Below are 15,354 nucleotides of genomic sequence, written 5' to 3' on the forward strand. Positions count from 1 at the left end.
ATGACAGCACCGCAAGATATTCAGTCCCTGCGCGCCCGGCTCAGCCCCGAGCAGCGTGCCCAGCTCGATGCCCGCCTGCGCGGCGGCGGCAGCCCGGCCGTGCGCGCTGGCCAGGACATTCCACGCCGCGATCCGGCCAGCCCGGCCCTGCTGTCCCATGCCCAGCGCAGCCTCTGGCTGACCTGGCAGCTGGCGCCCGACAGCCCGGCCTACAACCTGGCCGGCAGCCTGGACATGGAAGGCCCGCTGGACGCGGGGGCGATGGCTGCGGCGCTGGACGATCTGGTGGCGCGGCACGACATCCTGCGCACGCGGATCACGGCCGGCGACGATGGCCAGGCGGTGCAGGCGGTGCAGGCGGTGCAACCGGACGGGGCCACGTCGCTGCAAATGCCTGTGGTCGATATGCCAACGCAGGCTGCGCTGGAAGACGCATTGGCCGGCTTCGCGCAGACGCCTTTCGCCCTTGACCGCCAGGCGCCGCTGCGCGCCTGCCTGTACCGCCTGGACGCGCAGCGCCATGTGCTGGCGCTGTCGCTGCACCATATCGCGGCGGACGGCTGGTCGCTGCGCATCCTGGTCGACGAGCTGCTGCACTGCTACGAGGCCCGCTTGCGCGCGCAGCCCCCCGCACTGGCACCCATGCCCATCCAGTTCGCCGACTATGCGGCCTGGGAACGCCAGCGCCTGGACGGCGGCGAGCGCGAGCGCCAGCTGCGCTACTGGCGCGAACGCCTGGGTCAGGAACACGCGCCGCTGGAGCTGCCCCTGAGCCTTGCGCGCGGCGCCGTGACCGGCGCGGCCGAGGGCCGGCACCGCTTTGTCTGGCCCGCCGAGCTGTCCGATGCGGTGCGCGCGCTGGCGCGGGCGCGCGGCGCCTCGCTGTTCATGGCCATGACGGCCTTGCTGGATCTGTTGCTGTACCGCCTGAGCGGCCAGCGCCGCATCCGCGTGGGCACGCCCATTGCCAACCGGGGCAAGACCGAGACGCATGGGCTGATCGGCTATCTGCTCAACCTGCAGGTGCTGCAGGTCGATGCCGCACCGCAGATGGGCTTTGGCGAACTGCTCGAACAGGTGCGCCAGGCCGTGCTGGATGCGCAGCAGCATGCCGACCTGCCGTTCGACATGCTGGTCGAGGCGCTGGCGCCCGAGCGCCTGCCGGGCGTGCATCCGCTGTTCCAGGTCAAGTGCACGCAGCAGGACGCCATGGAGCGCGAGCGCAGTGCCGCCGGCGTGCGCGTGCGCATGCAGACACTGACGGCAGGCCAGGCGCATTTCGACCTGAGCCTGGATTTCACCGACCGGGCCGAGGGCATCGAATGCGTGTTCATCCACGACACGGGCCTGTTCGATGCGCAGCGCATCGCCGTCTTCGCGGACAGCCTGACCCGCTGCGCCCGGCAGGTGGTGGCCGCGCCCGATGCCGCGCTGGCGGCCATTGCGCTGGCCGACCCGGTTGACGTGGCTGACGGCGGCGAGGCTCCCCAGGCCGCAACCGTGCTTGCGCTGTGGAATGCCGCTGTTGAACGCCAGGGCCTGGGCATGGCGCTGCGCGCCGAAGCGCGCACCGCATCCTTCCTGCAGCTGGACCGCGCGGCCAACCGCCTGGCCGCGCAGCTGCGCGCGCACGGCCTGGGTCCGGAAACCCGCATCGGTGTGCTGGCGCCGCGTTCGCCCGAGCTGGTGCTGGGCATGCTGGCCGTGCTCAAGGCCGGCTGCGTCCATGTGCCGCTGGACCCCGAGCTGCCGGCCGAGCGCCTGGCCTACCAGCTGCACGACTGTGGTGCACGCCTGCTGCTGGCGGCGCAGCCCGTGGTGTGGCAGCCGGCGATTCCTGTCTGGCCGCTGGCACTTTCCGACGACATGGAGCCTGAAGCCACCACGCTGGAGCCCGTCACGCTCCACCGCGATCAGGCCGCCTACCTCATCTACACCTCGGGCTCCACGGGCCAGCCCAAGGGCGTGGTGATCAGCCACGGCGCGCTGGCCAACTATGTGCAGGGCGTGCTGGCCCGGCTGGACCTGCCGGCCAGCGCCTCCAGCATGGCCATGGTGTCCACCGTGGCCGCCGACCTGGGGCATACGGTGCTGTTCGGCGCGCTGTGCTCTGGGCGCCTGCTGCACCTGATGGCCCCTGAGCGCGCCTTCGATCCCGATGCCTTTGCGGACTACATGCACACGCACCAGGTCGATGTGCTCAAGATCGTGCCCAGCCATCTGCAGGCCCTGCTGAACGCTGCCCGGCCCGCGCAGGTTCTGCCACGCCATTGCCTGGTGCTGGGGGGCGAGGCGACGGGCTGGGCGCTGCTGGAGCGCATCACCGCGCTGCAGCCCGCTTGCCGCGTGCTCAACCACTACGGCCCCACCGAGACCACGGTGGGCACGCTGACCCAGTCCGCAGACCAGGCCGACCGTGCAGCCGCCAGCCTGCCCATGGGCGTGCCGCTGGGCGGCACCGTGGCCCATGTGCTGGATGCGGCGCTGCAGGCCGTGCCTGCGGGCCTGCCGGGCGAGTTGTTCATTGGCGGAGCGGGTCTGGCGCGCGGCTACCAGGGCCGGCCTGCGCTCAGCGCGGAACGCTTTGTGGCCAGCCCCTTCGAGCCCGGCCTGCGCCTGTACCGCACGGGCGACCAGGTGCGTCAGCGTGCCGACGGCAGCCTCGAATTCCTGGGCCGTCTCGACGGCCAGGTCAAGATCCGTGGCTTCCGTGTGGAGCCCGGCGAAGTTGCCCAGGCGCTGCGCGAGCAGCCTTCCGTGCGCGAGGCCGAGGTGCTGGCTCTGGCCGGCGAAGACGGCCAGCTGCGGCTGTGCGCCTATCTGGTGCGCGAACCGGACCAGCCGGGCGACCATGACGGCCTGCGTGCAGCGCTGGGCGCCCGGCTGGCCGACTACATGCTGCCAGCGCACTTTGTCGATCTGCCTGCCATGCCGTTGACGGCCAACGGCAAGCTTGACCGCCGCGCGCTGCCAGCTCCTGTGCCGCAGGCGGCAACGGCTGCCACCGACGGGGGCCAAGCGCCCCAGGGAGCCACCGAGCAGCTGCTGGCCGAGATCTGGGCGCAGGTGCTGCGCACCGAGGCGCCCGGCCGCCATGACAACTTCTTCAGCCTGGGGGGCGACTCCATCCTGGCGCTGCAGATCGTGGCGCGCGCACGCAAGCGCGGCCTCAAGCTCACGCCCAGGCAGCTCATGGAGCAGCAGACCATTGCCGCGCTGGCCGCAGCCACGGGCGGTGCCGTGGCGGCCGCACCAACTGCGCCCACCGCCCCGGCAGCCCCGGCCGCTGAAGCTGGTGCAGCATTTGGCCTGACGCCTGTGCAGCACTGGTTCTTCGAACAGGCCTTTGCGCAGCCCCACCACTGGAACCAGTCTGTGCTGCTGACTTTGGGCGAGGTGCCGGACCTGGCGCGCCTGCGCACGGCGGTCGATGCCGTGGTCACCCAGCATGAGGCGCTGCGCCTGCGCTTCGCCTGCAAGAACGGGCGCTGGACGCAGTGCGTGGGTGCCACCCCCGCGCAGGCGCCGTTCGAAACCCAGGACCTGTCGGCCGAGCGTGACGCGGGTGCGGCCATTGCGCGCGCCGCCGCAGTGCTGCAGACGACGCTGAGCCTGGAGCGGCCATTCAAGGCCGTGTGGCTGGATCTGGGCGGCACGCGCTCGGGCCGGCTGCTGCTGATCGCCCACCATCTGGTGGTGGATGCCGTCTCCTGGCGCATCCTGGTCGAGGACCTGCAGACCGCCTATGCGCAGCTGGGCAAGGCCCAGGCTGTCGATCTCGGCCCGCGCACCAGCGCCTTGCGGGAATGGGCGCAAGCGCTGCAGTCGCGCGCCGCACAGTCCGCAACGCAGGCCGAACTGGCCCATTGGACCGATACGCTGGCGCAGGCCGGCGCGCCGCTGCCCGGCCACGCCGCAGGCAGCAACACCGTCGCGGACACGGTCACGGTGGAGTGCAGGCTGGGCGAGGACCTGACCGAACAATTGCTCAGCGAAGTGCCGCCGGCCTACCGCACCCAGATCAACGACGTGCTGCTGACGGCTCTGGCACGCACGCTGTGCGCCTGGGACGGGCGCGACAGCGTGCTGGTCGAACTCGAAGGCCATGGGCGCGAGCCCTGGAGCGAGGACATGGACCTGGCCCGCAGCGTGGGCTGGTTCACCACGCTGTACCCGGTCTGCCTGCGACCGGGTGCCGACGCCGAGCCGGGCGCGAGCCTCAAGGCCATCAAGGAGCAGCTGCGCGCCGTTCCCGGCAAGGGCCTGGGCTACGGGCTGCTGCGCCATCTGGCCCCCCAAGGAACGCAGCTGCCGAAGCTGCAGCCGCAGCTCACCTTCAACTACCTGGGCCAGCTGGACCAGGCGCTGGACGGTGGCCTGGGCTGGCGGCTGGCGCGTGAGCCGGTGACCGGCCAGCGCGCACCGCAATCGTCGCGGCGCGCCTGGCTGGAAGTGGTGGCCTGCATACAGCGCGGCGAGCTGGTGCTGCAGTGGCACTACAGCGCAGCCGTGCACGATGGGGCGACGGTGCAGGGTCTGGCCGATAGCTTCCTGGGCGAGCTGCAGGCGCTGATCGCGCACTGCGTGGACGGCGGGCGCGGCGTGACGCCCAGCGATTTCCCGCTGGCCGGGGTCTCGCAGCAGCGGCTGGACAGTCTGCCTTTGCCTGCTGCGCAACTTGCCGATCTGTATCCGATGGCGCCGCTGCAGGCGGGCATCTTCTTCCACAGCGTCACGCAGGAGCAGGGATCGGCCTATGTCAACCAGTTGAGGCTGGACATGCGCGGCCTTGATGCGCAGCGGTTCCGGGCAGCATGGGAGGGCGCCTGTGACAGGCACGATGTGCTGCGCACCGGATTCTTCCAGGACACGCAAGGCCTGCTGCAGTGGGTGGCGCGCAAGGCGCAACTGCCCCTGGTGCAGCTGGACTGGCGCGAAGGTCCCGGGGGCGCTGCCACGGATCTCGATGATCTGGCCAGGCAGGAGCGCGAACGCGGCTTCGACTTTGCCGCACCGCCTCTGATGCGGCTGTGCCTGGTGCAACTGGGGCCGGACAGCTTTCATTTCATCTGGACCCGCCACCACCTGCTGCTCGATGGCTGGAGCACGGCCCGCCTGCTGAGTGAAGTCATGGGCCACTATGGCGGCGCCGCCGTGCCTGCACCGGCGGCGCAGTACGGCAGCTATATCCGCTGGCTGGGCCGCAGGGACTGGACCGCCGCGCGAAGCTATTGGCAGCAGCGAATGGCCGCGATTGCCGTTCCGACACGACTGTCCGATGCGCTGGCAGGTGATGCCGTTTCCGGCTATGGCGAACGGACGACGTTGCTGGATGCCGCAGCGACGGCTAGGCTGGCCGCCTTTGCGCGCGCCGAGCGCGTGACCCTGAACACCCTGGTTCAGGCAGCCTGGGGCCTGACCCTGGCGCATTGCCTGAGGCAGACGACCGTAGTGTTCGGCGTGACGGTGTCGGGCCGGCCTGCGGATCTGGCCGGCGCCGAGGAAATCCTGGGACTGTTCATCAACACTCTGCCCATCGTCCTGGAGGTGAACGAGAGCTGCTGCATCGGCGATTGGCTGCGCGCCGTGCAGTCGTGCAATGTGCAGGCGCGGGAACACGAGGCCATTCCCCTGCACGAAATACAGCAACTGGCCGCCTGTCCGGGACAGGACCTGTTCGACAGCATCGTGGTGTTCGAGAACTATCCCGTGGATGAGGCCTTGAGGCAGAAGGGGCAGGACGGCCTGGTCCTGGGCGATCTGTCGAGCCGGGACGAGACGCACTATCCGCTGACCCTGGTGGTGAACCAGGGGAGCCGGCTGTCCATCGGCTACGGCTATGCGAAAGACAGGATTGGCGATGCTGCGGTGGCCCAGATCGCAGCCCGCCTCGAACAGATTCTGCAGGCCCTCACGGCGCCGGGTGCCGAAAGCCTGGGAGCGCTGGATCCCGTGCCGCAGGAGCAGCTGCGTGCACTGAGGGATTTGGGTGCGCCGGGGCAGGCCCCGCCGGGGTCCGGAGACATCTGCCGGCTGCTGGACGAGCAGGCACGAAGGCAGCCGGATGCCGAGGCCCTGGTATTCGGAGACCTCCGCCTCAGCTATGCGCAGCTGCACCAGCGCGCCAACCGCTTGGCGCATGGCCTGATCGGGCTGGGCGTGGGGCCAGATACAAGAGTCGGCGTGGCCACGGAGCGGTCGGCCGACACGGTCATCGGCATGTTGGCCGTGCTCAAGGCCGGCGGCGTCTATGTGCCGCTGGACCCGGACTATCCCCAGGAGCGTCTGGCCTACATGATCGAAGACAGCGGCATTGCGCTGCTGCTCACCCAGAGTGCGCTGCAAGACCGCATCCCTGCCGCGCCATCGCTGCGCCGCCTGTCCATCGATGTCCTGGCGTTCAGCTCCGAGCCCGATCACGCGCCGCAGCGGACCATCCATGGGGACAGCCTGGCGTATCTGATCTATACCTCTGGCTCCACGGGCCGCCCAAAGGGCACGGCCGTGCCGCACAGGGTGGTTTCGCAACTGGCGGCCTGGCAGATGCAGCGCCTGCCGGGCGCATTTCGCACCCTGCTGTTCGCGTCGCCATGCTTCGATGTGAGCGTGCAGGAAATCATCTGCGGCCTGAGTTCGGGCGCTACCCTGGTCCAGACCTGCGGTGACGACCGCCATGACTTCTCGCTGCTGCTTGATCTCGTGGCGCGCCAGGCGGTCGAGAGGCTCTATTTGCCGTTCGCCGTTCTGCAACTGTTTGCCGAAGCCGCGCTGGCGCGCGGCGAGTCCCTGGGCCATATCCAGGAAATCATCACGGCCGGCGAACAGCTCAAGCTCACGCGGCCCTTGCTCGACTGGTTGGACAGGCATCCGCAATGCCGCCTGGTCAATCACTACGGCCCCACGGAATCCCATGTGGTGAGCGATTTCATCGTCGATCCCTGCAACGCCGCGGAGCTTCCGCCGATTGGCCGTGCGGCTTCCCAGGCCCAGCTGTATGTGCTGGACGGCCAGCTGCGTCCGGTACCCCAGGGCATGCCTGGAGAGCTGCACATCGCGTCCACCGTTCTTGCACGGGGCTACTTCCGCAGGCCCGCCATGACGGCCGACAAATTTGTGGCCGACCCCTTCGACGGTGCAGGCGGTCGCCTGTATCGCACTGGTGACCTGGTGCGATGGAATGCCGCAGGCCAGCTCGAATATCTGGGGCGCCTCGACCATCAGGTGAAGATCCGCGGCCACCGCGTGGAACTGGGGGAGGTGGAGGCCAGGCTCTCTGCCTGTGTCGATGTCAGGGAGGCGGTGGTTGTGGCGCGGCGGGCCGGGGCGGCCGTGCAGCTTGTGGCCTATGTCTCGCTGTCTGAAGACGCAGGGTGCGGCGCGGACGCGCTGAGGCAGAAGCTGGCGCAGTCATTGCCCGACTACATGGTGCCGGGCCGCATCGTGGTGCTCGATGCCCTGCCGCTGAATGCGAATGGAAAGGTCGACAGACACCGGCTGCCCGAGCCTGCAGACCTGCCGAGGGAGGGCTATGAGCCGCCCCAGGGGGCTCTCGAAAGCGCCATCGCACGCATCTGGGAGGACATTCTGGGTGTGGAGCGGGTGGGGCGCAGCGACAACTTCTTCGAGCTGGGAGGACATTCTCTGTTGGCGCTGCGCTTGTTGGAAAACCTGCGAGCGCAGGGCATGGACGCGCAGGCGCGCATGCTGTTCCAGAACCCTGTGCTGGCCGGCTTTGCCCATGCCGTGCAGCAGCAGGGGGCGAGGCGCCGGTTCGTCATTCCCGAGAACCTGATTCCACAGGACTGCAGCGCGCTGCAGCCCGACATGCTCGGCCTGGTGGCGCTAAACGCGCAGGAGATCCGCACCATCGAATCCCAGGTCCCCGGGGGCGCGCCCAACATCCAGGACATTTACCCGCTGGCCCCGCTGCAGGAAGGCATCTTCTTCCACCATCTGCTGCAGCCGCGCGGCGATGTCTACATCGTTTCGCATGCGCTGGGCTTTCGCAGCCGGGAACTTCTCGAGGGATTCATCCACGATCTGGACCAGGTCATCGCCCGCCATGACGTGCTGAGAACGGCCATTGTGTGGGAGGGCTTGAGGGAGCCGGTCCAGCTCGTTTGCAGGCGGGCGCAACTGAAGCTGCACTGGATGCAGGACGATGAGTGCGCGCAGCTGGCTGAACCGTCCGGCGACCTGCTGCAAGGCCTGAAGAACCATATCCATGGCGGTGACTTCCGCATCGATGTGAGGCAGGCGCCCTTGATCGAGGCATTCGCGGCCCATGACGTGCCTGCCAGACGATGGCTGCTGGTCTTCGCCAGCCACCACATCGTGCTCGACCATGCGACGCTGGATCTGGCGATGGACGAGATCGCGCTGATCCAGCAGGGCCGCCATGGCGACTTGCCTGAGCCGGTGCCTTTCAGGAACTTTGTCGCCCATGCACGGCATGGCATCGCCGAGTCCGAGCATGAAGCCTTCTTCAGCGACATGCTGGGCGACGTTGACGAGCCGACCACGCTGTTGGGCATGTCCGATGTCCTGGGCGACGGCCGCGATGTCGAGGAAGTGCGCGCTTCGCTGGAGGACGGGCTCGCTGCGGCCGTGCGCCTGCAGTCGCAGCGGCACGGCGTGAGTTCGGCCACGCTGTTCCACTTGGCCTGGGCCCAGACGCTTGCGCAGTTGACGGGCAAGGACGACGTGGTCTTCGGAACCGTGCTGTTTGGCCGCATGGACAGCGGGCAGGGCGCGCACCGCTCCCTGGGCCTGTTCATCAATACCTTGCCCATGCGCGTGCGCCTGGGGTCGCGCAGCCTGCGATGCTGCCTGATGGATACCCACGGTACGCTGGCTTCCCTGCTGCACCATGAACATGCCAGCCTTGCCCTGGCCCAGCGCTGCAGCAGCCTGCCTGGCGACGTGGCCCTGTTCTCCTCGCTGCTGAACTACCGCTACAGCCGCACCGAGGGCGTGCGTGCCGAGCACCATTGGGAGGGCATGGAGTCGCTGGGGTCCAGGGACCGCACCAACTACCCGGCCACGGTAGGCGTCGACGATCTCGGCCAAGGCTTCTCCCTGGCCGTGCAGGTCATCAAGGCGATAGGCGCAGCGCGCGTGCATGCCGTGCTGCTCCAGGTCCTGCATGAAATCACCTCGGCGCTGGCCGAGCGTCCCGATATGGCCGCCTGCGAAATCAAGACCATGCCGGCCGACGAATGGGCCGGGCTGCTCGATGCCGGCTCCAACACCGAGCGCCATGCGCATCCGCTGCCCGTGCACGAACTCATGGAGCGCCAGGCCCGGCTGCGTCCCCGTGCCCCGGCCTTGGTCTGCGGTGATGTACGCCTTGACTACGGCACGCTCAACGCCCGCGCCAACCGCTTGGCCCGCCATCTGGTGCGGCAGGGTCTGCGGCCGGGTGTCCGGGTCGGCCTGTGCGTGGAGCGCAACGCCGACATGGTCCTGGGCGTGCTGGCCGTGCTCAAGGCGGGCGCAGCCTATGTGCCGATGGACCCCGAGCATCCCGCGCAACGTCTGCTGGCCATGGCGCAGGACAGCGGTCTGGGCCTGCTGCTGGTGCACGGGCATCTGCGGCCGCATTTTGCGGGGCTGGGTCCCGATGTTGCCGTGATGGCGCTCGACGGCCTGGATCTGAACACCGAATCCGATGCCGATCTCGGTCTGGCCCTGCATGCCGAACAACTGGCCTATGTGATCTACACCTCGGGATCAACAGGCAAGCCCAAGGGCGTGATGGTGCGGCACGCGGCACTGTCCCAGTTCATCCTGAGCATGCAGTCCCGCCCTGGCATGCAGGCCGACGATGTGCTTTTGGCCGTGACCTCGCTGTCCTTCGATATCGCAGCGCTCGAACTCTATCTGCCCCTGTCCTGCGGCGCACAGATAGTGCTGGCTCCACGTTCGGCGGTGCGCGACGGCCAGGCCCTGGCACGGCTTGTGGAGGCCAGCGGCACCACGGTGCTGCAGTCGACGCCGGCCGGCTGGCGCTTGCTGCTTGCGGCGGGCTGGCCTGCCAGACCTCCAATGCGCCTCAAAGGCCTGTGTGGCGGCGAAGCGCTGCATGAGGACCTGGCGCAGGAACTGCAGACGCTTGGTGTGGAGCTGTGGAACATGTATGGGCCCACGGAAACCACCATCTGGTCCAGCGCCCAGCCTGTCGTGCAACAGGCCGTCCCCGAGGTGGGCCATGCCATCGCCGACACGCGTCTGCTGGTGCTGGATGCAGGCTTGCGTCCTGTGCCAGAAGGCGTGACCGGCGAACTCTACATCGGGGGCGCCGGCCTGGCGCGCGGCTATTCCGACCGTCCGGGTCTGAGTGCGGAGCGCTTTGTTGCGGACCCATTCAGGGATGCCGGCGAGCGGCTGTACCGCACCGGGGATCTGGTGCGCTGGACGGCTCCGGGCAGGCTGCAGTATCTGAGCCGCATGGACCATCAGGTCAAGGTGCGGGGCTTTCGCATCGAACTCGGCGAGATCGAGGCCCAACTGCTGGCCCAGCCCGAAGTGCGCGAGGCCGTCGTCGTGGCCCGGCCAGACCCTGAGGGGGCAAGACTGCTTGCCTATGTGGTGGCCGCTGCGGACACGTGCATCGACGCGGCGCAGCTGCGCCAGAGGCTGGGCGAGCTGCTGCCCGACTACATGCTGCCTTCGGGCATAGGCGTGCTAGAGGCCTTGCCTCTGAACGTGAATGGAAAGGTGGACCGCCGCCGGCTGCCCGCCGTGGAGTTCGAGGCGCAGCAGGTCTACGAGGCGCCGAGCACGGAGGCCGAGCAGATGCTGGCCGGCATCTGGACCCAGCTGCTGGGCGTCGAGAAGGTGGGCCGCAACGACAGCTTCTTTGCCATGGGCGGTCATTCGTTGCTGGCCGTGCAGCTGGTGGCCCGCGTCCAGGGCGCCATGCAAGGCGACATGGAGATACGCGACGTTTTCCAGAACCCGGTGCTCAGCGACATGGCCGCATGTCTGCGGCCTGTTGCTGCAGCCACGGATGCCAAGCAGGCCTTGGCAGACATTGATTCCTTTATAGACAGTATCGAGGGGAGCCTTTGATGAACGAAATCTCGACACGCCGCATTGCCGAGCGTTTCGCCCAATTGCCGCCAGAGCAGCGCCGCATGGTCTATCAGAAGATCAGTGCCGAAGGCATGCGGATTGGGCAGTTCCCCATTCTGGCGTGCGAGGCTGCGGTCCAGGAATGCAGTGCCCTGTCCTACGCGCAGCGCCGGCAGTGGTTTCTGTGGCAGCTCGATGCCACGAGTTCGGCCTATCACATCGCGCAGGCCACGCGGCTGCTGGGTGAGCTGGATCTGCAGACGTTGCGCGCATGCTTTCAGCTGCTGGTGGATCGCCATGCCGCGCTGCGCACCGTCTTCACCGCCGGCGGTCCGGCAGGCGTGGAGCAGCGGGTTGCGCCCGGCCTGGCCCTGGACATTCCGCTGATCGATCTGAGCGGATGTGATGACGACCGGCGCGATGCCTTGGTGGACGAGGCGGTGGCCGCAGTCAACCGGCAGCCGTTCGACCTGGCCCGGCAACCGCTGTTGCGAGCTGCCGTGGTGCGCCGGCATGCGCGCGAGCATGTGCTGGTGGTGGTGATGCACCACATCGTGTCTGACGGCTGGTCCATGCGGGTGCTGCTCAAGGAGTTCCTGCAGGCCTATGACGCGATGTCGCGCGGCGAAGCGCCTGTGCTGGAGGCGGCTCCCATCACCTATGTCGACTACGCCAACTGGCAGCGGCAGTGGCTGGAGGCCGGGGAGAACGAGCGCCAGCTGGCCTATTGGCGGGGCCAGCTCGGCGACACGCATCCGGTGCTGCAACTGCAGACCGACCATGCGCGGCGCGCCGATGGCCGCTACACCGCAGCACGTTGCACGGTGCTTGCCGACGAGCCACTGACCCGGCGCCTGCAGGCGGCTGCGCAGTCCCGTGGCGCATCGCTGTTCATGGCCTTGCTGGCAGGCTTCCAGGCGCTGCTGCATCGCCATACCGGCGAGTCCGACATTCGTGTCGGTGTGCCCAATGCCAACCGCAACCGCGTGGAGACCGAGCAGGTGGTCGGCTACTTCGCGAACACCCAGGTCTTGCGCGGCCGCCTCGACGGCCGCACCACTCTGGGCGAATTGCTGGACCAGGCAGTGCGCACCACGCTGCAGGCCCAGGACCATCAGGACCTGCCGTTCGATGTGCTCGTGGAGTCTCTACAGCCGGAACGCGGCAGCGGACACAGCCCGCTGTTCCAGGTGATGCTGAACTTCCAGCAGGCGCAGGCGGCCTCTCTTGCAAACCTGCCGGGGCTTGGGCTTGAGGCCTGCGAGATCGGCGACCAGGCTGCGCAGTTCGAACTGACGTTGGACATCGGGCTGGACGGCTCCGGGCAGATGCGGCTGACCCTGATCTATGCACGAGAGCTGTTCGAGCCAGAAACCATGCGCAGAATGGCCGGCCACTATGTGGCGCTGCTCGAAGCCCTGTCCGGCGATTTGGCCCTGGCCCTTGGCGAGGTCCCGCTGCTGGACCCTGCCGAGCGGCAATTGCTGCAGGCCCGGGGCATGGGACACGACCTGGACCGTGCGCCGGCTGCCGGCGGGCAGTCGCTGATTCACCATCTGATAGAGGACCAGGCGCGGCGGCACGGCGCGGCCGTTGCCGTGACCTGCGAAGGGCAGGCGTTGAGCTACGCCGAACTCAATGCGCGCGCCAACCGCCTGGCACACCACCTCATTGCGTGTGGCCTGGTGGTTGAGGCCAAGGTCGGATTGATGGTCGAGCGTTCGCTCGACATGGTGGTTGGCCTGCTGGCCATCCTCAAGGCCGGCGGTGCCTATGTTCCGCTGGATCCCCGGTATCCGGCCGACCGGCTGGCCCATATGTTGCAGGACAGCGATATCTCGCTGCTGCTGACACAGCAGGCGCTGGCCCCGGCTTGCCCGCAGCGCAGCGGCATGGTGATGCTGGCCATCGATGGGCTGGATCTGGAGGGGGAGTCCGATCTCGATCCGGCCCTAGCCCTGCATGCAGACGGCCTGGCCTATGTGATCTACACCTCCGGCTCCACGGGCCGCCCCAAGGGCGCGCAGCTGAGCCACCGCAACGTGGCGCGGCTGCTGGACGCCACCGAGGCCTGGTTCGGCTTCGGGCCTGACGATGTCTGGACGCTGTTCCACTCCTACGCCTTCGACTTCTCGGTCTGGGAGATCTTTGGCGCGCTGTGCACGGGCGGGCGCCTGGTGGTGGTGCCGTACTGGGTCAGCCGCTCGCCCCAGGAATTCCTGGCTTTGCTGCGTGCGGAGAACGTAACGGTTCTCAATCAAACACCTTCGGCCTTCGGGCAAATCATGCACAGCCCGGCGCTGCATCGTGGCGAAGGCCTGTCGCTGCGCTGTGTGATTTTTGGCGGCGAGGCGCTGGAGCCGGCAACGCTGAAGCCCTGGTTCGACCTTTTCGGCGACCAGAGCCCCAGGCTGATCAACATGTACGGCATCACCGAGACCACGGTGCATGTGACCTACCGGCCGATCACGCGGGCGGACCTGGACCGTGGGCGCAGCGCCGTGGGCCTGCCCATTCCCGATCTCGGCCTGCGCGTGCTCGATGCCGACCTGAATCCGGCGCCCATGGGCGTGGCCGGCGAACTCTACGTGGCCGGTGCGGGCCTGGCCCGGGGCTATGGCGGCCGTGCGGACCTGACGGCGCAGCGCTTCATCGCCGATCCGTTCGGTGCGCAGGGCCGTCGTCTTTACCGGACCGGCGATCTGGTGCGCTGGAGCGCCGAAGGAGAACTGGAATATCTGGGCCGCATGGACCAGCAGGTGAAGATCCGCGGATTCCGCATCGAGCTGGGCGAGATCGAAGGCCAGTTGCTCGCGCAGCCCGAGGTGAACGAAGCCGTGGTTCTGGTTCGGCCATCACCTGCGGGTGAGCGGTTGGTCGCCTACGTGTCCGCAGCCCGGGACTGCGAACCCGATCCGGCTGCGCTGCGTGCGAGGCTGGAGGCGGGCTTGCCCGACTACATGGTTCCTTCCGCCATCATCGTCATGCCCGAGGGCCTGCCCCTGAATGCGAACGGCAAGATCGACCGCAAGGCCCTGCCCGAGCCCGATGCCCCCCAGGACCTTGGATACCAGGCGCCTGCGGAGGGCGCCGAGGCCGCCATCGCAAAGATATGGGCCGAGGTGCTGGGCGTGGAGCGCGTCGGGCGGCACAGCAGCTTTTTCGAACTGGGCGGGCACTCGCTGCTGGCGATACAGCTGCTGGAACAGGTCCGCAACCAAGGTTGGGCCGTGGAAGTGCGCACGCTGTTCCACAAGCCCCGGCTGGCCGATTTCGTCCAGGCCCTGCAGCCAGTGGCCGAGGCAGCGGTCTGCGCCGTGCGGGAGGATGCCGGCGGCATGGGCATTCCTGCAGGCTGCCAGCGAATCGAACCCGACATGCTTGCCCTGGTCCGGACAACGCCCTCACAATTGCGCGCCATCGAGGCCGCCGTGCCCGGCGGGGCGGCCAACATCCAGGACATCTACCCGCTGACGCCCTTGCAGCAGGGCATTCTGTTCCACCACCTGCTGCAGTCCCAGGGTGACACCTACATCACCTCCCACACCCTGGCCTTCGACAGCCGCCAACGCCTGGAGCGCTTCGTCGAGAGTTTCGACACCGTGGTTGCGCGCCACGACATCCTGCGCACGGCAGTCTTCTGGGAAGGCCTGGAGACCCCGGTGCAGGTCGTTTGCCGCGAGGCCAGGCTGCAGATCTCCTGGCTCGCGGAGCCAGCCAGCGGCGCGCCCGCGCAGGATCCGGAAGCGAGGCTGGAAGATGCCGCCGAGGGATACCGCATCGATTTGCGCCAGGCGCCCCTGATCCACCTGGTGGCGGCTCATGATGCCGCCCGGCAGCGCTGGCTGCTGCAGATCCTCGCGCACCACATGGTGGACGACAACACCACGCTCAAGCTGGTTGTGGGCGAAATCGCCCTGATCCAGCAGGGGAGGGTGCAGGAACTGCCTGCGCCGCTGCCGTTCAGGCGCTTTGTCGCCCATGCGCAAGCCGGCGTCGGCACGGCTGAACACGAGGCCTTCTTCCGCGCCATGCTGGGCGATGTGCAGGAGCCGACGGCACCTTTCAACCTGCTTGATATCCAGGGCGACGGCTCCCTCGTGGACGAGGCCCGGCAAACGCTGGATGCGGAGCTGGCAGTGCGGCTGCGCCGTCTGGCGCAGCGGCATGGCGTGAGTGCGGCCGCCGTGTTCCACCTCGCCTGGGCCCTGGTCGTTGCCAGGACAAGCGCTCGTGACGATGTCGTGTTCGGCACCGTGCTGTTTGGCCGCATGCAGG

2 protein-coding genes (1 of these 2 cut by a window edge) are annotated in these 15,354 nt (G+C 68.2%); both read left to right on the top strand.

Annotation, left to right across the window (positions count from 1 at the left end; translation table 11 throughout):
• Complete coding sequence (locus AC57B5_RS28435; RefSeq protein WP_496400752.1) at positions 1-11,073, top strand: amino acid adenylation domain-containing protein; 11,073 nt, start codon at positions 1-3, stop codon at positions 11,071-11,073.
• Positions 11,073-15,354, top strand: the 5' end (the start) of a protein-coding gene (locus AC57B5_RS28440) for a non-ribosomal peptide synthase/polyketide synthase (protein WP_496400753.1). 12,818 nt of this gene lie beyond the right edge of the window; the window shows 4,282 of its 17,100 coding nt (coding positions 1-4,282); it begins with the start codon at positions 11,073-11,075; the stop codon falls past the right edge of the window. Before AC57B5_RS28435 ends, AC57B5_RS28440 begins: the two co-directional genes overlap by 1 nt.

It is taken from the genome of Delftia sp. BGA-UO-ETr-SB1, assembly GCF_059567865.1.

Excerpts from the sequence above, each read along its gene's own strand:
- AC57B5_RS28435 (WP_496400752.1), top strand. The coding sequence starts at position 1 with ATGACAGCACCGCAAGATATTCAGTCCCTGCGCGCCCGGCTCAGCCCC.